The following is a 22,472-nucleotide window of genomic DNA, read 5'->3' as shown; positions in this document are numbered from 1 at the left end:
AACGGTCACCAGCGGCCGTTGCGGGGCCGCGGCTGGCATACGGGACAGGTGTAGGAGGAACGGTTCATGAACATGTCTCGCCGCATCAGGGACACGATGCCGGACGCGGCGCAACGGCGGCACTGTTCTCCTTCGCGGCCGTAGGCGTCCAGGGAACGCTCGAAATAGCCCGAGGCGCCGTTGACGTTTACATAGAGGGAGTCGAAACTCGTCCCGCCGGCCTCCAGGGCATCAAGCATGACCTCCCGGGCCGCGGTGAGCACGCGCTCAGCCTCAGCCCGCCGCAGGGTATCGGTGGGGCGGGCGTAGTGGAGTTTCGCCCGCCACAGGGCCTCGTCCGCATAGATGTTCCCGATTCCGGACACCAGGCGCTGATCGAGGAGCGCCCTCTTCAGGCCGGTCTTGCGGCTCCGCAGCCGGCGGTAAAAGTCCCCGAACGAGAAGTGCGGGTCCAGGGGGTCGCGCGCGATGTGCGCCGCCTCCTCGGCGATCAGGGGCAGCGGCTTTTCGGCGAGCCCGCCCGGCCCGGCGTCGTCGGTCGGAACCAGAGACGTGACGAACAGTCCGCCGAAGATCCGTTGGTCGACGAACCGGAGCTGCCCGGGCATGCCGTCGCGCGGGCTCAGCCAAAGACGGACTTTGAGGTGCTTCTCATCCGGCTCGGCGCTGTCCTGCATGAGGAGTTGGCCGCTCATGCCGAGATGGGCCATCAGCGCCACCTTTGGGGGTTCAGCGTCTTCCCCGGGGACAGCGCCGGCCTCCTGCAGCGGCATCCACAGGAATTTCCCGCGGCGCACAATGTCCAGGACGGTGGCCCCTTCGAGGTTCCCGGCAAAGTCTTCCGGTCCCAGGGCGTGGCGCCGCACGGACCTCGGATCCACGACATCAACGCCGGTGATGGTCCGGCCGAGAACCCAGCTGACCAGGCCGCGGCGGACCACCTCCACCTCGGGAAGTTCAGGCACCGGTCACCTAGTTGCTTGCAGCGGATTCCGGAGACGCGTCCGCCGTGCCCGCGCCTGTGCCTGAAAGTTTCCGCCACGCGTCGGCTGCAGCTTCCTGCTCCGCTTCCTTCTTGGAGTGCCCGGATCCCCTGCCACAGGGTTTGCCGCCAATCTGCAGCTCCGCGATGAACGTCCGCGCGTGGTCCGGGCCGGAGCCTTCCACTGCGTAGTAGATGCTGCCGAGCTGCCTGCCGGCGGCCAGCTCCTGGATGCTGGTCTTCCAGTCGGTGCCGGCGCCGAGGGCGGCGGCGTCCTTCAGGAGCGGACCGATCAGGCGCATCACCAGCTGCCGGGCGGTCTCGATGTCGTTGGAGACGTAGGTGGCACCGATGAGCGCCTCCATGGTGTCAGCCAGGATCGAGGCTTTGTTCTTGCCTTCGGTGAGCTTCTCGCCCTGCCCAAGGTAGATGTAGTCACCAATGCCCAGGCTGCGTCCGATGCCCGCGAGGGCCCGGGTGCTGACCACGGCCGAACGCCGCTTCGCGAGGTCGCCCTCGGGAAGCGTCGGGTTATCGCGGTACAGCGCGTCCGTCACTGAGAAACCCAGAATGGAGTCGCCCAGGAACTCAAGCCGTTCGTTGGTGGGAATGCCGCCGTTTTCGTAGGCGTAGGAACGGTGTGTCAGAGCAAGACGAAGCGTCCCGGCGTCAATGAAGACACCGAGACGCTTCAGAAGCTCTTCAGTTGAAGACATCCTTTTCAGCCTGTGGGCCGATTAGACGTCCGCGACCTTGCGGCCCTTGTACTCAAGGAACAGCGCAGTGCCAGCCGAGTCGGTAACGACCTTTGCCTGGTGCGGCAGGCTGTAAGTAACCTGGCCGTTCTCGACGGTCTTCACCAGGTGGGGGGCAGTCGCCTTCCACTGGGAGCGGCGGGCGCGGGTATTCGAGCGAGACATTTTCCGCTTGGGAACAGCCACGGCTAACTCATTTCTCTCTAGAAAAACACTTACAAATCAATTTTGCCGGTCAGGCTTAGCCAGATCAGCTAGGGCAGCCCAGCGAGGATCTACGACCTCGTGGTGGTGCCCCGGCTCGTCTTCCAGGCGCGCTCCACATTCGGAACACAGGCCCTGGCAGTCTTCCCGGCACACCGGCTGGAACGGCAGCATGGTTACAACTGCGTCCCGCAACACCGGCTCAAGATCGATCAGATCGTGCTCGACTCGACGTTGCTCTTCATCGTCTTCTTCGTCGGAAGGCAAAGCGCCCTCGTAGAAGAAAAGTTCTTGCACATTGACTTCAAGGTCATACGCAAGGGGATCCAGGCATCGGCCGCACTCACCGGTTACTTCGGCGACTGCGGTTCCTGATACCAGAATTCCTTCGTGTACGGCCTCAAGCCTCAGGTCCAACTCGATGTCCGAGCCTTCCTGAACGCCAATGAGCGCCACGCCAAGATCACTTGGCGCGGGTACATGTTCCGTCAGTGTACGCATGCTCCCCGGACTGCGTCCGAGGTCCTTGACATCAAGCATCAAGGGCGAACTAGCATCTCGCTTAATGAGAACTCCTGTTGAACATATGACCGACGTATTATCTTAGCCCGAAGTCCGCGAAGGACTCAAACCGGATGCCGGCCACGGGCGCCGGAATGTACCGGTCAAGCTTACCCTCATGTTTTGCTAGCCGGACGCAGGCCCCGCCAGGAGGCGTTTCAAGACGGACCTCGGCACAAACTCCGACACGTTGCCGCCGAGCGTGAACACTTCCTTGATCAGAGTCGAGGACAGGTGCAGGTAGTGCGACTCGGCGGGCAAGAACACCGTTTCCACGCCGCTGAGCTGGCGGTTCATGGTGGCCATGGGCAGTTCGTAGTCGAAATCCGACGACGACCGCAGGCCCTTGACGATGGCCGAAACCCCCCGCTGGCGGCAGTACTCGGCAAGGAGGCCCTCGCCGACCGGTTCCACGACGATGCCGCGCAGGGAGGCAAGCGTCTCCTTGGCCATCTCGATCCGGTCCTCCAAGGGAAAGCGGTACTTCTTGGCGTAGTTGGTGGATACTGCCACGATCACTTCGTCGAAGAGGCTCGCGGCTCGGGCGATGACCTCGAGGTGTCCATTGTGGATGGGGTCGAAGGAGCCTGGGCATACGGCGCGTCTCATGCTCCGAACCTACCGCATCTGCCAGCCGGGATACCATGATTTGATGCATCGGCCGCGTGGGAAAGCGGGCTGAACGGACAGGCAGGACGGCAATGACAGAGACACTTCCGGCCCCGTGGCAGCGCGCTGCCACGGGGGCCAACCTCCTGGCTTCGGACGGCACCCTGGGCGTCACGATCTTCGAGGAAATGACCACCCTGGCCGTCCGGACCGGGGCCATCAACCTCGGCCAGGGCTTTCCGGATGAGGACGGCCCCGCGGAGATCAAAGCCGCGGCCCAGGCCGCCATCGCGCAGGGTTCAAACCAATACGCGCCGGGCAAGGGGATCCCCGAACTCCGGCAGGCCATCGCGGGACACCAGCAGCGTTTCTACGGGCTGGCTCCGGACCCCGACACCGAAATCATCGTCACCACGGGCGCCACCGAAGCAATCGCCGCCTCATTGATGGCGCTGGTGGGCCCGGGCGACGAAGTCCTGACCTTCGAACCGTTCTATGACTCCTACGGCGCGATCATCGGCCTGTCCGGAGCCACCCACGTCACGGCGCCGCTGCTGGCCCCGGACTTCATGCCCGATCTCACTGCGCTTGAAGATGCCTTCAGCAGCCGTACCAAGGCCGTGCTCATCAACAATCCGCACAATCCCACTGGAGCCGTCTTCCCGGCGGAAGTCCTCCAGCGCGTGGTCGACCTGGCGCGGCAGCACGGTGCCCTCATCATCACGGACGAGGTCTATGAGCACCTCACGTTCGGCGTGCGCCACATCCCGGTTGCCACCCTTCCCGGGGCTGCCGAGCGGACCGTCACCATCTCTTCGGCGGGGAAGACCTTCTCCTTCACGGGCTGGAAGGTCGGCTGGCTGAGCGTCCCGGAGCACCTGGTCTCGGCGATCCGGACCGTGAAGCAGTTCCTTACCTACAGTTCCGGCACGCCTTTCCAAAGCGCCATTGCCACCGGGCTGGGATTGCCCGACTCCTTTTACGAGGACATCGCGGTCACGCTGGGAAAGAAACGCGACATCCTGAGCGGCGGCCTCCGGGCGGCCGGCCTGGACGTGTTCACACCGAGGGGCACGTATTTCGTGAACGTCGACACCTCTCCCCTGGGGATCAGCGACTCTGTGGAGCTCGCCCGCCGGCTGCCGGCACTCGTGGGCGTGGCCGCCATCCCGGTTCCGGTGTTCTGCCACCCAGAAGGTGCCGAGCGGACCAGGAGCCTGCTGCGGTTTGCCTTCTGCAAGAAGACCGAAGTCCTTGAGGAAGCGGCCGCCCGGCTGGCGACGCTGCGGGACAGGCTCTGACAGCGGTGAATGGCCCGGCACCGGTGTCCCGCTACCTGCGCGGCGCCGGCCAGCACGCCGTCATCGAACCCGACACGTACACCGACGGCGGCTTCGTGCTCAGCATCGGCGGAGCGGAACAGTCGCATGTCGACCTGGCGGACCCGGAGGACATCTTCTACGAGTACCTGCGCAGGATCGGTCATCTGGTGGATCTGGCCGCCCCGTGGGGCGAGCCGGTCACGGCACTGCATCTTGGAGCCGGTGCGCTGACCCTGGCCCGGTACATCCAGGCAACCCGCCCCGGTTCACTGCAGTATGCGGTGGAACTGGAACGCGAACTGCTGGACTTCGTGCTGGAGCAGCTGCCGTTGCCCGAGGGAACCCGGCTGCACACGGTCATCGGCGACGCCCGCGCAGCACTGGCGGAGCTTCCGGCAGACGTGCGCTTCGACGTCGTGATCCTGGACATCTTCTCGGGCCCCGAGGCTCCGGAGCACTTGGCCTGCACGGAGTTCTACGAGGAAGCAGCGGCGCTGCTGTCCGAGCGGGGCGTGCTGATCGTGAATGTCGGCGACGAGCCGGGCCTTACCCTGGTCCGCAGCCAGGTCGCTGCACTGCGGCGGGCCATGACGGACGTGGCCGCCACCGCCGAGTCCGGCATGTTCACGGGCCGGTATCCCGGGAACATCATCCTGGCCGGCACGCAGAAGCCCTGGCCGGCCGAATGGACCGCTGCCCTGACTGCCCGGGGGCCGCATCCGGCCAAGGTGCTGGCCGGAGTGGAACTGGACCCGTTCTCAGGCTGACGCCTAGTCCTCCGCCGCCTGGCCCAGGTCCACTTCCTGGTCGCTGGCCGGCTCGGCAAACCACAGCCGCGTCTCGCCATACTTTTTGTCTGCGAACCGTTCCAGGGCTGCGGGCCAGGAGGGTTCCGGGGATCTGGAGGACCGTTCCACCACCACCACGGCGCCGGCCGCCAGGTGCCGGCCGAGTTTCGCCAGGACGGCGGCCAGTGCCGGTTCGTCCAGGGGGTACGGCGGGTCCAGGAAAGCCACGTCCCACTGGATGTCGTCGGCTGTCCGCTCCAGGAAAGACTCCACCCGCGAGCGGTGCACGGTGACTGCCTTCCGGCCCAGCACGGTGTTGATCAGGTCCGCGTTCCGCTGGCACACACCGCTGGCCCTGTCAGCCGATTCGACGAGGTCAACGGTCTGCGCTCCCCTGCTGGCGCTCTCCACGCCCAGTGATCCGGACCCGGCGTACAGGTCAACAACGCGCGCACCGGCCAAGACGTCGAAGGCGTCCAGCCGGGAAAAGAGGGCTTCCTTGACGCGGTCGGTGGTGGGCCGCGTCAGCGAACCCGGCACGCTGACCAGCGGCGTTCCCCCCGCAGCGCCTGCCACGATCCGGCTCATGCTGCCGGCCCCGGTTCCGTCCGGGGTGCGGTTGCGTCAGGTCCCAGCGCATGGGTGGTGCTAGCCGCGTTCAAGGAACGCCTCCTTTTCGGGGTTGAGGTAGTCGTTGATGGCCTCCGCCAAAACCGGGTGGTCCGCGAGTGACGGGTCGCGGCCCACAATCTCCTGGGCATCCTGCCGGGCGCGGGCGATGATGTCCTCGTGTTCCAGCACCCTCAAAAGTTTCAGCGTGGACCTGCCACCGGATTGGGACGCACCCAGGATGTCGCCCTCGCGCCGCAGCTTGAGGTCCTCCTGGGACAGCTCGAACCCGTCGGTGGTCGCCGCGACGGCGTCCAGCCTGCGGCGGCTGGGATGTCCCGGCTCCAGCGCGGTGACCAGCAGGCAGGTGCCCGGGAGCCCTCCGCGGCCCACCCGGCCCCGCAGCTGGTGGAGCTGCGATATCCCGAAGCGGTCAGCATCCAGGATGACCATCAGGGTGGCGTTGTGGACGTCCACCCCCACCTCGATCACCGTGGTGGACACCAGAAGCTTCGTTTCGTTGGCCGTGAACGACGCCATGGTCCCGGATTTCACGGTCGGATCCTGGCGCCCGTGCAGGGGCGCCAGGGGTATCCCGGCCAGCGCCGGTTCCTCCCGGAGATGTTCGACGACGGCGGTCACCGAGGCGAGCTCGCGCGCGGCTCCGTCATCCTCCAGGTCCCCGGGCCCCGGTTCCGCTTCACCGGGACTGAAGTCGCCGTCGTCGTCCGTTCCGATCTTCGGGCACACAACGTAGACCTGGTGCCCGGCGTCGATCTCTTCCCTGGACCGTGACCAGATCCGTGACGCCCAGCCGGGGTTCTCCGCCAGGCCCACGACATGCGTGGAGATCGGTGCCCTGCCGGCCGGGAGTTCGTCGAGCACGGACGTTTCGAGGTCCCCGAATACCGTCATGGCCACGGTACGGGGAATCGGTGTGGCCGTCATGACCAGAAGGTGCGGGGGTTTGCTCGCCTTGCCCCTGAGGGCATCGCGCTGCTCCACACCGAACCGGTGCTGCTCGTCCACCACGATGAGGCCGAGGTCGTAGAAGGAGACGTTGTCGCTGAGCAGGGCATGCGTGCCGATGACGATCCCGGCAGTTCCGGACGCGGCGTCGAGCAGTGCCTGCTTGCGGGCGGCGGTGGGCATGGAGCCGGTGAGCAGGCTGACCTGGACGGTGTGGTCGCCCAGGCCGCCCAGTAGTCCGTCGCTGGCGAGAGGACCGAGCGTCCGCCGGATGGAGTCAAAGTGCTGTGCGGCCAGGACTTCCGTGGGCGCCAGCAGTGCGGCCTGTCCTCCGGCATCCACCACCTGGAGCATGGCCCGGAGCGCCACGATGGTCTTGCCGGAGCCGACTTCGCCCTGCAGCAGCCTGTTCATGGGGCCGTCCTGGGACAGCTCGCCGGCGAGGGTCTTGCCCACGGCCGACTGGCCCGCGGTCAGGGTAAACGGAAGCTGGCGGTCAAAGGCGGCCAGTAGCCCGTCCGGCACCGGTCTCCGCGCCGTTGCTTCCTCGGCGGCCAGCTGGGCACGCCGGCGTGCCAGGGCCGACTGCAGGACCAGGGCCTCCTGGTAGCGGAACCGGTCACGTGCCCGGCGCCAGTCCTCGGGCGTCTGCGGGGCATGGATCAGGCGGTACGCCTCCGGCATGGGCAGGAACTTCTCACGGGCCGAAACGGCGGCCGGCAGCGGGTCCGCCAGAGCACCGAGGTCCACCGTGTCCAGCAGCGTGGAGATGACCTTCTGGATGGACCAGCTGGTGAGCTTGGCGGTGGCCGGATAGACGGGGATGGGCATTGCCGCAAGCTTTTCCGGATCCATGCCGGGAGTGTCGGGGTCTTCGTCGAGCAGCAGGAAATCCGGGTTGGTCAGTCCCAGCGACCCGCCATAACGGGTGACTTTGCCGGAGAACATTGCGCGGCGGCCGGGCTGCAGCTCGGCCCTGGCACGGTAGCCGTTGAAGAAGCTGACCTTCAAAGTTCCCGGAATCGCGGAGCCGGGGCGGCCCGGCCGGTGCGGGTTGCCGGCGTCGTCGGAAATCACGACGTCGGTCAGGGAGCCGCGCCGGGCGCGCATTTGCCGGGTGCTGTTGGAGATAACCCGTGCGATGAGCGTCACTTCTTCATCAAGCGGAACCTCGCTGATGGGCGTGAGCTCTCCCCGGCTCAGGTACCGGCGCGGAAAGTAGTTGAGCAGTCCGCCCACCGTGGTGATGCCCAGGTGTTTTTCGACGACGGCGGCGGAGCGTTTGCCGATCCGGCGCTCCAGGCCCAGTTCAAGCTCGGTGTTCATCATCCATCAAGGCTCCGGGCTTCAAGGCCCCGGGCGTCGAAGCTCTGGGCATCTGCCACCAGCGGGTCGGGGTCCCGCGGCATTGCAAGCTCGCTGACAGAGACGTCCGTGGGCTGCCCGAGGGTACGGATCATCTCGAGGGCGGGCCTGGATTCCAGGACATGGGCATGCACGCGCCAGCGGTACCGGCCCTCCGGATCCGGCGACCGGTCCACCTGGCTCAGGATCACCGAATCCCCGAGTTCATCGAGGCGCTGCCTGAGTGTGGCGGCGTCCAGCGGCGACAGGCTGACGGTGCACATGACCTCCACGCCGTCGTCGTCCGGCAGGTCGGCATGGATGTGGGGATCCTGCACATCGTAGCCGTGCAGACCGTCCAGCAGTTCGTTCTGGAGTTCCCCGCCGAGCACCGCCGACCGCAGGCAATCGAGGATCAGGAGCATTCCGACCCCGCCGGCGTCCACGACGTGGGCGGCCTGCAGGGCATCCAGCTGCGCCTCGGTGCGGATGACGGCGTCGAGGGCGGCCCCCACCGCGGCGTCCAGCACCATGCCCAGGGCCTGGTTGCTGTCATTTCCATTCTGGGCGGCGTCGACGGCGGCCGCCGCCCGCGCCGCTGCCTCCATGACGGAGAGCATGGTTCCGGGAACGGGATCGCTGAGAGCAGACCAGGCGCGGATTTGTGCCCGGTTCAGCGCTGCGGCCAGCAGCGTGGCAGTGAGCCGCGTGTGCCCGGACAGGGGCTCGGCGGCGGCGCACAGGAATACCGAGAACAGAGTGCCCGAGTTTCCCCTGGCCTGTTCCATCGCGGCCTGGCCTGCCGTGGCAAGGACTGCGCCGACGTCGTTCTGGACCGTGTCTTCCGGCCGGGATTCCTGCAGCGCACGGGTAGCCGCCCGAACGGTCAGGTAAAGGTTGGTGCCGGTGTCGCCGTCCGCCACCGGGAAGATGTTGATCGCATTAAGGCGGTCGCTGTGGTTCCCCAGGGCTGTCTCTGCCTTGCCCAACCAACGCTTCATCGCTAGCGCGTTGGCGGCAATCTTAGTCTGCAAAGTGATCCCATCCCACGGAGTCGGCGGGCCGTCCCGCGATCTTTACGCCCGCCGCTTCATGCGTGCCGCGGGCCTGTACTGAGCCTATCCCAGTGAAGCCGGGCGGCAGCTGAACGTCCGCGGGAAATGTGGCGAGCAGGCCGTGGTCCTCGCCGCCGCCCAGCACCCAGGCCAGCGGATCGGCGCCGAGCAGCGCGGCGGCAGGCTGCAGCGGCACGGTCAGCTTCCTCAGCATCCCGGGATCCAGGTCCAGAACCACGCCGCTCGCGATGGCCAGCCTGGTGCCGTCCCGCACCAGGCCGTCGGAGATGTCCATCATGGCGGTGGCCCCCGATATCCGGGCCAGCGGCCCGGCCTCCAGCGGCGGCTCCGGGCGGCACTGAAGGTCAAGGAGCTGCCTCAGATCCGGACTGAGCGACTCCACCGGGTGCTGCGACTCCAGGAGGGCCAGCCCCGCTGCGGCCCGGCCGGCATTCCCTGCGATGGCCAGGGTCTCGCCCGCGGCCGCCCCCGACCGGAGCACAGGCTGCCCTCCGCTGAGGGTGCCGAGGACCGCCACCGTGACAGATAGCTCGCCGCCGCGGCCCAGGTCCCCGCCCGCGACGGAGCATGATCCTGCACCGAGCTTACCGATGGCCGCGGAGAGTCCGTCCGCCAGGTCCTCGACCCAGTCCACCGGGGTGTCCGCCGGCATGGTCAGGCTTACGACCATTGAGGTTGCGGCAGCACCCATGGCATTGATGTCGCTGAGGTTCTGGGCGGCCGCCTTCCATCCCACGTCATAGCCGGTGGTCCGGTAGCCGTTGTTCCACCGGAGCCGGAAATCCTGGTCCTGCACCTGCGTATCGATGCTGACGACCGTCCGGCCGTCCGGCGCGGCGACCACGGCGGCATCGTCCCCGGGCCCGAGGAGAACCGCGGCGCTGTGCGACGCGCCAAGCTCCAGCCGCGGAAAGATCCGCGTGAGCAGCTCGGCTTCGGACAGTTCTGCGACAGTCAGTGGTGTTTGGGGCACGCCACTACGCTACCGCGACGGGCCGACATTGTTTCCTGCGGGACCCCGGCGCCCGGTTACGATTCAGGCAATTCCGGCGGCCGCTCCGGGATAGGGTTAACCCATGCACTGCCCCTCCGCCGCCCGTGAACCAGCTGGAAACAGATCAGCTCGAAGCCTTTGGCTCCGCGGACCGGCCGAACGACGGCGCACCGCGGCCGTCCTCGCCGTGACGGCGGCCGCCGCGCTTGCGCTGGCCGGCTGCGCCCCGGCCGTCGATGTTGCGCCCGCCGCGGATGCGGCGGATCCGGGCTGCGCGCCCATGATGGTGGCGCTCCCTGACGCCATCGGCGATCACCGCCTCCGCAAGACCAACAGCCAGGCGACGGCCGCGTGGGGCGATCCGTCCCGGGTCATCCTGCGCTGTGGCGTCAACGTTCCGGGGCCAACGACGGACCGCTGCGTCAGCGTCAACGACGTGGACTGGGTCATCAAGGAGGGCAATCCTGTGTGGACGCTGACCACCTTCGGGCGCGAGCCGGCCACCGAGATCCTGATGGACCCCGACAAGATCAGCTCGGCCACCGTGCTCGCCGATCTCTCCGCCGCGGCCGCGAAAATCAAGGCGAGCCGCAATTGCGTGGGCCAGGAGGATCTCCAGGACCTGCCCAGCAGCAAGTAGCGGGCCAGGTGCTGGGCCCACGCCGGCAGGGTTCCCTGGCCGAAGCGGAGCGAGGTTAGGGTGCCGGTGCTGGGCCCACGCCGGCAGGGTTCCCTGGCCGAAGCGGAGCGAGGTTAGGGTGCCGGTGCTGGGCCCACGCCGGCAGGGTTCCCTGGCCGAAGCGGAGCGAGGTTAGGGTGCCGGTGGGGACTAGCGGAGTCCGGTCTTGCGCGTGAGGGCCAGCTGGATCAGTTCGTCGATCAGGTCCGGATAGCTCAGGCCGGAAGCAGCCCACATCTGCGGATACATGCTCTTCGGCGTAAACCCGGGCATGGTGTTGATCTCGTTGATGATGACCGCACCGTCAGGGGTGTAGAAGAAATCCACCCGGCTCAGGCCTTCTGCTCCGACGGCGTCGAACGCCACGGCGGCGAGCTCGCGGACCCGTGCTATGGCTTCCTCGGGCATGACGGCGGGGCAGCTCAGGGCCGCGGCGTCATCGACGTACTTGGCGTTGAAGTCGTAGAACTCGTGGTCGCCGGCCGCCACCGTGATCTCGCCGGGCAGGGACGTCCGGGGCGCGTCGGAGCCGCGGCCTTCCAGCACCGCACATTCGATTTCCCTGCCGACGATGCCCGCCTCGATGACGAGCTTGGGGTCGTGTTCGCGGGCGGCTTCAATCGCGGCGTCAAGGTCATCGAGCGAATCCACCTTGGAGATGCCCATGGACGATCCGGCGCGCGCCGGCTTGACGAACACGGGGTAGCCGAGAAGGTCCACGCGCTTGCGCACAGATTCCGGGTCGATGCGCCACTGCCGGTCCGTCACGGCAATGTAGGGGCCCACCCGCAGGCCTGCGGCCTCGAAGACAACCTTCATGAAGTGCTTGTCCATGCCCACGGCCGACGCCAGCACTCCGGCGCCGACGTAGCGGGTGTCCGACAGCTCCAGGAGCCCCTGGATGGTGCCGTCCTCACCGAACGGGCCGTGCAGCAGGGGGAAGACGACGTCCACTGTTCCGAGTTCCTTGGGAACCTCGTTGGGCGACGCCACGATCAGCTGGTGCTCCCCGCCGATTTGGGCCAGTGTCACGGTCCGGTCCGACGGCGCCACCTCGGGCAGCGAGGATGACGCGAGCGACCATTGCCCGGTGTCCCCCGCGGCGAGGACCCACTGGCCGGACTTCGCGATCCCGATCGGAATGACTTCGTATTTGCTGCGGTCGATCGCTCCCAGCACGCCGGCTGCGGTGACGCAGCTGACGGCGTGTTCGCTGGAGCGGCCGCCGAAGAGCACCGCAACGCGGGGTTTGCGTGTGGTGGCGTTGTCCGCTGCGGTCAAGTTTTCTTCCGACACTGTCAGTAATCGCCTTCGGGTTTCAGATCCCGGGCCAGCAGGAGCGGCCCCAGTTGGTCAACGGACAATCTTCCGGCCAACACCGCGACCACGGCCGCGGTGATGGGCATTTCGACACCGAGTTTACCGGCAAGTTCATGGACTGCCTGGCCGGACTTGATGCCTTCGGCGGTTTGCGTCATCTTTTCCGCCACTTCGTCCAGGGTGAGGCCCTGGCCCAGCAGGCGGCCGGCGGTGTGGTTCCGCGAGAGCGGCGACGAGCACGTGGCCACAAGGTCCCCCAGACCGGCCAGGCCGGCCATGGTCTGGGCCTCCCCGCCCAGGGCCAGCGCCAGCCGGGAGGTCTCGGCGAGCCCGCGGGTGATCACCGAGGCCTTGGTGTTGTCCCCCATCTGCTTTCCTTCACAGATTCCCACGGCCAGCGCGATGACGTTCTTGACGATGCCGCCAATTTCGACGCCGACGACATCCGAGGTGGTGTAGGGGCGGAAGTACGGTGCGGTGCAGCTTCGCGCGATCCAGCCGGCCGCCGCGGAGTCCGAGCAGGCCACAACGGAGGCCGTGGGCTCTTCCCGGGCGATTTCCATGGCCAGGTTCGGTCCGGAGACGACGGCAATGCTGTCATCCGGGATATCCAGCTCCTCCCCGATGACCTCGCTCATGCGCGCGTCAGTGCTCAGCTCGAGGCCCTTCATGAGGGACACCACCAGGGCGCCCGGTTCCAGCAGGCCTTTCCACTCGCGCAGCTGCAGCCGCAGTGACTGCGCCGGCACGGCGAGCACCACCAGGTCGGCACCGGCGAGCACCTCTGCGACGTCGGTGGACGCCGAAATGCTCGGCGGCAGTTCGACGTCGGCCAGATACTGGGGATTGCGGTGCAGGCTGTTGATCTGCTCCACGACCTCCGGCCGCCGGCCCCATATCCGGATGCGGCGGTTGACGCCCGAGGCGGTGGCGGCATCGGCGAGGATCTTGGCGAACGTAGTGCCCCAGGATCCGGCGCCGAGGACCGCTACCGACACTGCGGAGCCATTCCGGTGCTGCCCAGGGGTCACTTGCCGCCCCGCTCAACGTCGCGGCCGTGCTTCGTCTGGTTGTGCGCGGCAGGATCCCAGCGCTTGGCAGGGGCCCGCTCCCCGCGGAGCTCGGCGAGCAGTCCGGTAACCGCGTCCATGATGACCTCGGTGGCCTCCATGAGGGTGGCCTTGTCCCTGGGCCGCCCCTCGAAGCGGGAGAGGTCCACGGGGTCCCCGACCAGGATTCTGGATGTTTTCCGCGGAAACAGGTGGAACCGCTTCGCATACCGGGGGAAGACCTCATGGGCACCCCAGTGGGCCATGGGCACCACGGGGATGCCGCCCTCGAGCGCCAGCCGCGCGGCACCGGTGTGGCCCTTCATCGGCCAGAGGTCGGGGTCGCGTGTCAGCGTGCCCTCCGGGTAGATCACAATCGCCCCGCCCTCGGCCACTATCTCTTTGGCGAGCTGCAGCGAGCGGTTCGCTCCCGCCGTCGAGCGTTCCACCGGAATCTGCTTGACGGCGTGGAGCACGCTGCCCAGCACCGGCACCTTGAACAGGCCGGCCTTCGCAAGGAAGTGCGGTGCCCGCTTTTGGTTGTACAGCATGTGCCCGATCACCACGGGATCGATCTCGGTGCAGTGGTTGGGTGCGGCAATGAAACCGCCGGCGGGAAGTTTTTCGGTGCCTTCCCACTTCTTGTTCATCATCAGGTTCAGCAGGGGCCGGGCAATCCCGGCAATGATCACAAAGGTGATGTGGCTTTTGGCCGATTCCTTCACCGGGCCACGCTACTTCGCAGCAGTGATGTCGAAGTCGGCCCCGAGGCCTGCCAGCTTTTCAGTGAAGCGCTCGTAGCCACGGTTGATGATGTCGATGCCCGTCACGCGGGACGTGCCGGTGGCCGCCAGGGCGGCAATGAGGTGGCTGAAACCGCCGCGCAGGTCCGGCACATCGATGTCCGTGCCCTTGAGCTGCATCGGACCGGAGATGACGGCTGAATGCCGGAAATTCCGCTGGCCGAAGCGGCACGGCACGCTGCCCAGGCATTCCCGGTGGACCTGGATGCTGGCACCCATGCGGATCAGGGCGTCGGTGAAACCGAAGCGGTTCTCGTAGACGGTCTCGTGCACAATTGACACGCCCTCGGCCTGGGTCAGTGCCACCACGAGCGGCTGCTGCCAGTCCGTCATGAAGCCGGGGTGGACATCGGTCTCAAGCACCAGCGGCGAGAGCTTGCCGCCGCGGTGGTAGAAGCGGATGCCGTCGTCGCCGATGTCCATGCCGCCGCCCACCTTGCGGAAGGTGTTCAGGAACGTCATCATGTCGCGCTGGGAAGCGCCTTCAACGAAGATGTCGCCGCGGGTCACCAGTGCAGCGGAAGCCCAGGAGGCCGATTCATTGCGGTCAGCGAGAGCCCGGTGGTTGTAGCCGCCAAGGTCACGGACCCCTTCAATGCGGATCGTGCGGTCCGTCTGGACGCTGATGATGGCGCCCATCTTCTGCAGCACCGCAATCAGGTCGACGATCTCAGGCTCGGTGGCCGCGCCGGAGAGTTCCGTGATGCCCTCGGCTCGCGTCGCGCTGAGCAGGACCTGCTCCGTGGCACCGACCGACGGGTACGGCAGGGATATCTTGGCTCCATGGAGTCCCTTGGGCGCGGAAATGTGAATGCCGCCCGGGCGCTTCTCCACGACGGCGCCGAACTGGCGCAGCACATCCAAATGGAAGTCGATGGGGCGGTCGCCGATCTTGCAGCCGCCGAGGTCCGGGATGAAGGCCTCGCCGATGGCGTGGATCAGGGGCCCGCACAGCAGGATCGGGATGCGGGAATCGCCGGCGTGGGCGTCGATGGCCGTGCTGGAGGCCGTCTTGGCGTCTGTCGGGTCCAGGGTGAGGTCGCCGCTGACGGGATCCTTCTCGACCGTGACGCCGTGGAGCTGAAGCAGGCTGGTGACAACCTCGACGTCCTTGATTTCCGGAACGTTCCGGAGCACTGACGGCTCGTTGCCGAGCAACGCCGCCACCATCGCCTTGGGTACAAGGTTCTTGGCACCGCGGACGTGGACACGGCCAGTAAGCGGGACGCCTCCGCGGATTGTCAGAACACTACTCATTTACCGGTTTCCTCACGACTACTCGCCCCCAAATCCTTACAAAGGCACCAGCTAAGCATATGAGCTTGCGTTACCGAACCGAAATACGCCCTCTTCCGCCGCAGGCACAATGACCTGCGGGGCACGGTAAAGGCCCGCCGCATGGCATGCGACGGGCCTCCCTCCGGGTCTTCCGGCCGCGGCCCTCGGGCCAGGGACCTTGGCCCCGAAGGCTGCCTAGGACAGCCTGGCCGGCAGGGTCTTCGGCTTGAAGGCCGGCCGCGTGGCCTCGTAGGCGGTGATGTCTTCCTCGTGCTTCAGGGTCAGGCCGATGTCATCCAGGCCTTCGAGCAGGCGCCACCGCGTGTAGTCATCGATCGCGAACGGGGCAACCAGGTTGCCGCAGATGACGGTCTTGGACACGAGATCCACCGTCACCTCGGTGCCCGGGGCATTTTCCAGTGTCTTCCAGATGAGCTCGATGTCATCCTGGGCGAGCTCGGCGGCCAGCAGGCCTTGCTTGCCGGAGTTGCCGCGGAAAATGTCAGCGAACCGGGACGACAGCACGGTCTTGAAGCCATAGTCCTTGAGCGCCCACACGGCGTGTTCACGGGAGGAGCCCGTGCCGAAATCCGGACCGGCCACCAGGACGGAGCCGGCGTTGAACGGTGCCTGGTTCAGGATGAACGAGGGGTCCTTTCGCCAGGCCGAAAACAGCGCGTCTTCGAAGCCGGTGCGGGTAATCCGCTTGAGGTAGACGGCCGGGATGATCTGGTCCGTGTCGACGTTGCTCTGGCGCAGCGGCACGCCGATGCCGGTGTGGGTGGTGAACTTTTCCATGAGGTCTTCCTAGGCTGCGTCGGTGTGGAGGGCTGCGGATTCCGGTGCCGGGTCAAGGTCCGACGGCGAACTCAGCGTTCCGCGCACGGCGGTGGCTGCTGCCACCACCGGCGACACGAGGTGGGTGCGTCCGCCCTTGCCCTGGCGCCCTTCGAAGTTCCGGTTGGACGTGGAGGCGCAGCGCTCCCCCGGTTCCAGCTGGTCCGGGTTCATGCCCAGGCACATGGAGCATCCGGCGAAACGCCATTCGGCGCCGAAGTCCTTGAAGACCCTGTCCAGGCCTTCGGCCTCCGCTTCAAGGCGGACCCGTGCCGAGCCCGGAACCACGAGCATGCGGACCTGGGGGTCCTTCTGGCGGCCGCGGATGACGTCTGCCGCGGCCCGCAGGTCCTCGATGCGTGAGTTCGTGCAGGAACCCAGGAAGACCGTGTCAACCCGGATGTCCTTCATGCGGGTTCCGGCCTCCAGTCCCATGTACTGCAGGGCGCGTTCTGCCGCCGCCTTGGCGTTCTCGTCGCCGAAGTCGTTGGGCGAGGGCACCTTGTCCGAGAGCGAGACACCTTGGCCGGGGTTGGTTCCCCAGGTCACGAACGGCTCGAGCGTGTCGGCGTCGAGGTCAACCTGGGCGTCGAAGACGGCGTCGTCGTCGCTGCGGAGCGTGTTCCAGTACTCGACGGCGGCGTCCCAGTCCGCGCCTTCGGGCGCGTGCGGGCGGCCCTTCATGTAGGCGTAGGTGGTTTCGTCCGGGGCCACCAGGCCGGCGCGGGCACCTGCTTCGATGGACATGTTGCAGATGGTCATCCGCGCTTCCATGGACAGCGCCCGGATCGCCGAGCCACGGTACTCCAGAACGTAGCCCTGGCCGCCGCCGGTGCCGATCTTGGCGATCACCGCGAGGATGATGTCCTTGGCCGTGACGCCGGGCTTCAGCGTGCCCTCGACGTTGATGGCCATGGTCTTGAACGGCTTGAGGGACAGCGTCTGGGTGGCCATGACGTGCTCCACCTCGGACGTGCCGATGCCCATGGCGAGCGCACCGAATGCGCCGTGCGTGGACGTGTGTGAGTCGCCGCAGACCACGGTCATGCCCGGCTGGGTCAGGCCCAGCTGCGGGCCAACCACGTGCACGATGCCCTGCTCGGCGTCGCCGAGCGAGTGGAGGCGGACACCGAACTCCTGGCAGTTGTTGCGCAGGGTCTGGATCTGCGTGCGGCTGGTGAGGTCGGCAATTGGCTTGTCGATGTCCAGCGTGGGAGTGTTGTGGTCCTCGGTCGCGATGGTGAGGTCCGGGCGGCGCAGCTTGCGGCCGGCCAGGCGCAGTCCCTCGAAGGCCTGCGGCGAGGTCACCTCATGGACGAGGTGAAGGTCGATGTAGAGAAGGTCCGGCTGAGCGTTGGCGCCATCGCCGTCGCCTTTGCGCACCACGTGCGCGTCCCAGACTTTCTCGGCCAATGTGTTCGCCATGGCCTTCTCCCTTCACAGCTGTTGATTGTTGGTTCCACTGAAACAGCAGAGCCGTGTAATACGCCAGTCAAAAGATTTGCATCTCAGATAATGAGACGGCAATATCATTACATGGACAATTCTAGTGGAGTCGGTGTCATTGATAAAGCGGCCCAAGTGCTTGATGCACTCGAGGCCGGACCCACGACTCTGGCGCAGCTCGTCGCCGCCACGGGGCTGGCGAGGCCCACCGTGCACCGGCTCGCGCTGGCGCTCGTTCACCACCGCCTGGTGAGCCGGGACATTCAGGGCCGCTTCGTCCTCGGCAGCCGCCTGGTGGAACTTGCCTCGGCGGCCGGCGAGGACCGCCTCATCGCGTCGGCCGGCCCGGTGCTGATGCAGTTGCGCGACGCCACGGGCGAGAGTGCCCAGATCTTCCGCCGCCAGGGCGACTGGCGCGTCTGCGTCGCCTCCGCCGAGCGGCCGATTGGCCTCCGCGACACCATCCCCGTCGGCACGCAGCTGTCCATGAAGGCAGGCTCCGCCGCCCAGGTCCTGCTCGCGTGGGAAGACCATGACCGCCTGCTGGAAGGCCTGCAGTCAGCCCGTTTTACGCCCACTGTTTTGGCAGGAGTACGACGGCGGGGTTGGGGCCAGAGCCTCGGCGAACGTGAGCCGGGGGTCGCCTCGGTGTCAGCGCCGGTCCGCGGACCCTCCGGACGGGTGATCGCCGCGGTCTCCATCTCCGGCCCCATTGAGAGGCTCACCCGCCAGCCCGGCCGGCTTCACGCGGAAGTCGTCTGCAACGCAGCCCGGGTCCTGACCGAGGCGCTCCGCAAGAACAACGACTGAGGCTTGCCGGCTCCCGCCGCCTATGGCGTTGCCCGGGAGCCGCGGCCGCTGGCAGTATTCTGGGCCGATGACCAGCTATGCAGTCTTCCTTCGCGGCATCAACGTTGGCGGCATCACTATCAAGATGGCGGATCTCAAGGAAGCCCTCAAGTCCCGCCCCTTCGACGGCGTGAAAACGCTCCTGGCCAGCGGCAACGTGGTACTGACCAGCGACCTGGAACCGGCAGCCGTCAAGAAGGAATTTGAGGCCTGCCTGCGGGAAGCCTTCGGCTACGACGCCTGGGTGGTGGTGCTCACGGCCTCGCGTGTGGCGGAGCTCGTCGAAGCGTGCCACTACCCGGCCGACGATAAGGCCACACACACCTACATCACGCTGGCCTCGGACACTGCCGCGCTTGACGAGCTGTTCAGCGCCGGGGAGTCGCTCGGCGGGGTGGAACAGACCCGGCTGGGTCCGGAGGCGTCGGCCTGGCTCGCCCCGGCAGGCGGGACCCTGGACAGCCCCTTCAGCAAGCTGTCGGCCAAGCCGAAGTACAAGGCTTCTACCACCACACGGAATCTCCGGACCATGGTCAAGGTGCGGGATGCTGCGGCGGCAACCGAGCGCGGCGACTAAGTGCAGTCAGCCGGTTCGCCCTAAGCCGCTGCTGCAGCCTTCACCGCGGAGTTGAAGGATTTCAGGCGGCTGATTTCCACTTCCACGGGCTCCACCACAAGTGTCCCGGCGACCTCGGCCACGGCTGACGTGAGCCGTTTCCTCGCCGCCGCGGCCCGCATGCGTGCAGCGGCTGCCGTGATGAACTTCGCGGTGACCGCGAGGAGGATGCCCAGTACGACTCCCCCGGCAATCATGAGGGTGGGAACAGGCCAGCCCTCCACGCGGGGCACCTCCGGGACCGGAAGCTGGAGGTAGCCGAGGACGGCCAGCACACCCAGCCACCCCAGCCCGCCCACGACGGTCAGCAGGGCCAGCCACTGGACCACGTTGAAGACACCCCACCACCAGGATTTCTTCCCGGCTCTCAGGTCGGCACCCGCAATGGCCTGGTCCAGGGCGTCCGGCAATTGCTCCCTGCCTTCGCGGGCTGCGTTCCGGATGGACGCCCGCCAGGGGCCGGGTGCGCCCTCGCTCGCGGCATCGGCGAATTCACGGACCGCGGCGTCTGTCCGGGCCCGCTCCGGTGCGCTGGCCGGAGGCAGGGAGGTCCTGTTCACTTCGGGGTTGGCGGCGCGTCGGAGGTTCAGGCGCCGCAGCGGATCAGGCCTGAACCGGATGAGCCACCGCGTTACCGGCCAGCCCGTGCTGCGGGTGGACTCCAGCCTGTAGGAGCGGCCTACGGCATCGACCACGAGCGGAACGTTGGCCGCGATGGCGAGCTCCTCCGCCAGCCGCGCCTTCGAACCGCCCTTCACCCCGGCTGCCTCACCTGCCCCTGACGCCTCCAACAGCCGGGCAGACGCCCTGGAGACATCGGCCGAGAGCCGCTGTGACAGGGCTGCCTTTCGGGCAACAACCTGGCGGATGGCTGCGCGGACCTTGTCCACTCCGGCACCGGTCAGGGCGGACGCGCCCATGACCTGGACTGTGCCGAGGCCGTCCCGGGCGAGGATTCCTTTGAGCGATTCCAGCACCGGCGGCACGTCGGCTTCGGGCAGCCTGTCGATCTGGTTCAGCACCACGAGCGTGACGGCGGCGTGCGAGGCCAGCGGGGCCAGGAAATCGTTGTGGACGGCGGCGTCGGCGTACTTCTGCGGATCCAGCACCCAGACGAGGACGTCCACCATGCCCACGAGGCGCTGCACCGTCTCGCGGTTTGCGGTCCTGGTCGAATCGAAGTCCGGCAGGTCAAGGAGGATGAGCCCGCTGGATTCGTCCGCGAAGTCCGTGACGGGCGCGGCATGATGGCGCTGCCGCACGTCCAGCCAGTCCAGCAGCGCTTCGCTGCCGTCCACTCCCCAGACACTCGCCAGCGGTTCCGACGTGGTGGGCCGGCGGGCTGCCGCCGTCGCAATCTCAGCCCCGTTGACGGCATTGAACAGGGTTGACTTGCCGCTTCCAGTGGCGCCGAAGAAGCCCACCACGGTGTGGTCCGCCGAAAGGGACCTCCGCGAGCTTGCCCGCTCCAGAACGTGGAGGACTTCACCGAGCGCGTCGTCCGGAAGGACGCCCTCCGCCAGTTCACGGGCATCGTTCAGGGCCTCAAGGCGGGCCTGCAGCCGGGTCGCTTCCTTGGCCAGGCTGTGGCGGCTCACGCGGCGTCCGCCAGCCGGGCAAGCAGCCGGGCATGGCCGGCGAGCACGTCGGCTGATGCGCCCTGATCAAACGCCAGCCGTTCCAGGAAGCGTTCCTGTTCAGCCTGCAGCAGCCGCTGGCAGCGGGCATGAAGGTCTTCACGGGCGGTCCTTGCGAGGCGGCGTACGGCATCCTCGCCGAAGAAGGCCTCGAGCAGTCTCTGGCCGACGACGGCCGTGCCGCCTGCGATTCCGACTTCCAGTCCCGTCAGGCCCGCAGTCATGGAGAAGACCACCACCATCAGGGCGGCCCCAAGGCCGTTGACGCCAAAGGACAGCCATCTCGCCTGCGTTCGCTTGTCCTGGCCCTCGGTGCGGATCAGTTCCATCAGGCTCCCCTGCCAGGCCCGGATCTCCGCGGCAACGTCCTCTGCGAACCCCGGAGTGGTTCCCGAGAGGTCGTCCGTGCCGAGCAGCTGGCGGCCGGCCGGGTCCGAGCGCCAGCGCCGGTCCGTGTCCTCGGCAGCATTGGCTGCTTCATCGACGATGACCGCCTGCAGCCCGGTTTCGATCGCGGTTTCCACCTTGACCGCGGGGGCGGGTTCGCCGCGGAAGAACGCGCCCATGCGGTCCCGGAAGCGGCCGATGTTCTGTTCCACGCTCCGGAAGAATTCACCCGTACCCACGAAATCCTGCCAGCGCGCCAGTACCTCACCCCGCAGCAGGGCTCCGTCCTTGGTGGCGTTCAGGATCCGGACCAGCGCGTCCTGGTAGGCGCCGCGGGCATCGTCGCCCAGCACCCCGGCCGCCCGCGCTTGTTCGCCGGCGGCCTCCGCCACCAGCTGGACGCGCTGGCCCAGTGCCTTCACCGTGCCGTTGAGCGTGCGGCGGGCAATGTCCGCCCGCCCGGCGGCGTCGGCGGCCAGGTTTCCCAGCCAGGCCCTGAGGGGCTCGACGGCGGCGGCCGGTAGCATGCCGAGCTGGTTGAGGGAGACTTCCGGAACGACGAACAGTGCAGCTTCCCCGAGGCCCTCGCGGACCAGCATCGCACCCAAGTCCTCGCTGACTTCGGCTTCGGCCGCCGGCGGGACCCGGTCGAGTACGACCGCAACCATGATGTCCCGGGACGCAGCGTTCAGCAGCAGCTTCCAGGGGACGGCGTCGGCGTAGCGGTTGGCGGTGGTCACGAAGACCCACAGGTCGGCGGCCGCCAGCAGCTGGCCCGCTAGCTTGCGGTTGTCATCGGATATGGAATCGACGTCGGGGGCATCAAGGAGTGCCACTCCCTGCGGTACGGCGGTGTCCGCCACCAGGACCAGCGACGAGACGGCAGCGGCGTCCGGCGCGGGGCCGGCGTGACTGGCCGGGACCTCGGCAGGGACGACGACACCCCGGATGCGGCTGAGGCCCGGCAGGACGCGGAGGTCCTCAAACCATGCTCCGTCCGCCGGATGGTGCAGGAGTATGGGCTGCCTGGTGGTGGGACGGATTGCCCCTGCCCGTGTCACCGGGTGGCCCACCAGGGCGTTGACGAGCGTCGATTTGCCGGCTCCGGTGGAACCGCCGACGACGGCCAGCAGCGGGGCATCGAGGCTCCGGTAGCGCGGGAGGATGTAGTCATCGAGCTGGGCCACCGCATTGCGGATCTCGAGCCTGGTTTGTTCCGCGCCAGGCAGGGCCAGCGGCAGCGACACGGACGCCAGGTCGCGGTGCACGGCCTCAAGCAGCGCCACAGCCCCGGCCGACTGCTCGGCGGGTGACTTTGGCCGTCGGCTGGGCGGCTCTGGCACGTGGGATGGGGTCAC

General features: G+C 67.3%; 22 protein-coding genes. 5 read left to right on the top strand and 17 right to left on the bottom strand.

Annotated features, from left to right (window positions below; translation table 11 throughout):
• Window positions 1–5 precede the first annotated feature (5 nt).
• From mutM to coaD, 5 genes are all read right to left on the bottom strand, one after another.
• Entirely contained in the window at window positions 6–965 is a 960-nt protein-coding gene (mutM, locus tag JYA52_RS13790; RefSeq protein ID WP_205653737.1) for a bifunctional DNA-formamidopyrimidine glycosylase/DNA-(apurinic or apyrimidinic site) lyase, read from the bottom strand.
• Between the two features lie 7 nt (window positions 966–972).
• Window positions 973–1,698 (bottom strand): ribonuclease III, encoded by a 726-nt coding sequence (gene rnc / locus JYA52_RS13785; RefSeq protein ID WP_205653736.1) that lies wholly within the window; start codon window positions 1,696–1,698, stop codon window positions 973–975.
• 21 nt (window positions 1,699–1,719) lie between these two features.
• Window positions 1,720–1,923 (bottom strand): 50S ribosomal protein L32, encoded by a 204-nt coding sequence (gene rpmF / locus JYA52_RS13780; protein WP_009356569.1) that lies wholly within the window; start codon window positions 1,921–1,923, stop codon window positions 1,720–1,722.
• Window positions 1,924–1,959: 36 nt separating this feature from the next.
• Window positions 1,960–2,484 (bottom strand): YceD family protein, encoded by a 525-nt coding sequence (locus JYA52_RS13775; RefSeq protein ID WP_205653735.1) that lies wholly within the window; start codon window positions 2,482–2,484, stop codon window positions 1,960–1,962.
• A 144-nt stretch (window positions 2,485–2,628) separates the two neighbouring features.
• Entirely contained in the window at window positions 2,629–3,111 is a 483-nt protein-coding gene (gene coaD / locus JYA52_RS13770) for a pantetheine-phosphate adenylyltransferase (RefSeq protein WP_205653734.1), read from the bottom strand.
• A 92-nt stretch (window positions 3,112–3,203) separates the two neighbouring features.
• Here coaD and JYA52_RS13765 point away from each other — a divergent pair, with 92 nt between their 5' ends.
• Together JYA52_RS13765 and JYA52_RS13760 are read left to right on the top strand one after the other, a co-directional pair.
• On the top strand, window positions 3,204–4,412 hold the full coding sequence (locus tag JYA52_RS13765; protein ID WP_205653733.1) for an aminotransferase class I/II-fold pyridoxal phosphate-dependent enzyme: 1,209 nt from the start codon (window positions 3,204–3,206) through the stop codon (window positions 4,410–4,412).
• Window positions 4,413–4,417: 5 nt separating this feature from the next.
• Complete coding sequence (locus tag JYA52_RS13760; protein ID WP_205653732.1) at window positions 4,418–5,200, top strand: spermidine synthase; 783 nt, start codon at window positions 4,418–4,420, stop codon at window positions 5,198–5,200.
• A gap of 3 nt (window positions 5,201–5,203) precedes the next feature.
• Here JYA52_RS13760 and rsmD read toward each other — a convergent pair whose 3' ends face one another.
• Genes rsmD through JYA52_RS13740 form a run of 4 tightly spaced genes read right to left on the bottom strand, consistent with a single transcriptional unit; the run spans window position 5,204 to window position 10,192 of the window.
• Complete coding sequence (gene rsmD, locus JYA52_RS13755) at window positions 5,204–5,809, bottom strand: 16S rRNA (guanine(966)-N(2))-methyltransferase RsmD (RefSeq protein ID WP_205653731.1); 606 nt, start codon at window positions 5,807–5,809, stop codon at window positions 5,204–5,206.
• Window positions 5,810–5,869: 60 nt separating this feature from the next.
• Window positions 5,870–8,125, bottom strand: coding sequence for an ATP-dependent DNA helicase RecG (locus JYA52_RS13750; protein ID WP_205653785.1), 2,256 nt, complete (start codon window positions 8,123–8,125; stop codon window positions 5,870–5,872).
• Window positions 8,125–9,144, bottom strand: coding sequence for a DAK2 domain-containing protein (locus JYA52_RS13745; protein ID WP_205653730.1), 1,020 nt, complete (start codon window positions 9,142–9,144; stop codon window positions 8,125–8,127). The genes JYA52_RS13750 and JYA52_RS13745 overlap by 1 nt, the downstream gene beginning before the upstream one ends.
• A gap of 22 nt (window positions 9,145–9,166) precedes the next feature.
• Window positions 9,167–10,192 (bottom strand): thiamine-phosphate kinase, encoded by a 1,026-nt coding sequence (locus JYA52_RS13740; RefSeq protein WP_205653729.1) that lies wholly within the window; start codon window positions 10,190–10,192, stop codon window positions 9,167–9,169.
• Between the two features lie 103 nt (window positions 10,193–10,295).
• Between JYA52_RS13740 and JYA52_RS13735 the strand changes: the two genes are divergently transcribed.
• Window positions 10,296–10,853, top strand: coding sequence for a DUF3515 family protein (locus tag JYA52_RS13735; RefSeq protein WP_205653728.1), 558 nt, complete (start codon window positions 10,296–10,298; stop codon window positions 10,851–10,853).
• A 189-nt stretch (window positions 10,854–11,042) separates the two neighbouring features.
• Here the strand turns inward: JYA52_RS13735 and JYA52_RS13730 are convergent, their stop codons facing one another.
• The 6 genes from JYA52_RS13730 to leuC all read right to left on the bottom strand — a co-directional run bounded on the left by JYA52_RS13730 (window position 11,043) and on the right by leuC (window position 17,604).
• Window positions 11,043–12,188 (bottom strand): D-alanine--D-alanine ligase family protein, encoded by a 1,146-nt coding sequence (locus tag JYA52_RS13730; protein ID WP_205653727.1) that lies wholly within the window; start codon window positions 12,186–12,188, stop codon window positions 11,043–11,045.
• Between the two features lie 2 nt (window positions 12,189–12,190).
• Window positions 12,191–13,243: an NAD(P)H-dependent glycerol-3-phosphate dehydrogenase gene (locus JYA52_RS13725; RefSeq protein WP_205653726.1), complete on the bottom strand. Its 1,053-nt coding sequence runs from the start codon at window positions 13,241–13,243 to the stop codon at window positions 12,191–12,193.
• The gene (locus JYA52_RS13720; RefSeq protein WP_205653725.1) at window positions 13,240–13,986 is read right to left on the bottom strand and encodes a lysophospholipid acyltransferase family protein; all 747 of its coding nucleotides are present in this window, start codon (window positions 13,984–13,986) and stop codon (window positions 13,240–13,242) included. Before JYA52_RS13720 ends, JYA52_RS13725 begins: the two co-directional genes overlap by 4 nt.
• 9 nt (window positions 13,987–13,995) lie before the next feature.
• The gene (gene murA / locus JYA52_RS13715; RefSeq protein ID WP_205653724.1) at window positions 13,996–15,321 is read right to left on the bottom strand and encodes a UDP-N-acetylglucosamine 1-carboxyvinyltransferase; all 1,326 of its coding nucleotides are present in this window, start codon (window positions 15,319–15,321) and stop codon (window positions 13,996–13,998) included.
• Window positions 15,322–15,537: 216 nt separating this feature from the next.
• Window positions 15,538–16,140: a 3-isopropylmalate dehydratase small subunit gene (gene leuD / locus JYA52_RS13710; RefSeq protein ID WP_205653723.1), complete on the bottom strand. Its 603-nt coding sequence runs from the start codon at window positions 16,138–16,140 to the stop codon at window positions 15,538–15,540.
• A 9-nt stretch (window positions 16,141–16,149) separates the two neighbouring features.
• Complete coding sequence (gene leuC / locus JYA52_RS13705) at window positions 16,150–17,604, bottom strand: 3-isopropylmalate dehydratase large subunit (RefSeq protein ID WP_205653722.1); 1,455 nt, start codon at window positions 17,602–17,604, stop codon at window positions 16,150–16,152.
• Between the two features lie 111 nt (window positions 17,605–17,715).
• On the opposite strand from leuC, the gene JYA52_RS13700 reads away from it, so the two are divergent.
• On the top strand, window positions 17,716–18,435 hold the full coding sequence (locus JYA52_RS13700) for an IclR family transcriptional regulator (RefSeq protein ID WP_043420062.1): 720 nt from the start codon (window positions 17,716–17,718) through the stop codon (window positions 18,433–18,435).
• 67 nt (window positions 18,436–18,502) lie between these two features.
• A complete protein-coding gene (locus tag JYA52_RS13695) occupies window positions 18,503–19,051 on the top strand; it encodes a DUF1697 domain-containing protein (protein WP_205653721.1) in 549 nt (182 codons plus the stop codon).
• Between the two features lie 20 nt (window positions 19,052–19,071).
• Here JYA52_RS13695 and JYA52_RS13690 read toward each other — a convergent pair whose 3' ends face one another.
• Complete coding sequence (locus tag JYA52_RS13690; protein ID WP_205653720.1) at window positions 19,072–20,688, bottom strand: GTPase; 1,617 nt, start codon at window positions 20,686–20,688, stop codon at window positions 19,072–19,074.
• On the bottom strand, window positions 20,685–22,457 hold the full coding sequence (locus tag JYA52_RS13685) for a dynamin family protein (protein WP_372433852.1): 1,773 nt from the start codon (window positions 22,455–22,457) through the stop codon (window positions 20,685–20,687). The genes JYA52_RS13690 and JYA52_RS13685 overlap by 4 nt, the downstream gene beginning before the upstream one ends.
• Window positions 22,458–22,472 lie beyond the last annotated feature (15 nt).

The sequence above is a fragment of the Arthrobacter pascens genome, assembly GCF_017052465.1.
Lineage (GTDB): Bacteria > Actinomycetota > Actinomycetes > Actinomycetales > Micrococcaceae > Arthrobacter > Arthrobacter pascens.
The sequence above is the reverse complement of the archived record's forward strand: the minus strand, read 5'-3'. Positions and strand labels throughout refer to the sequence as shown.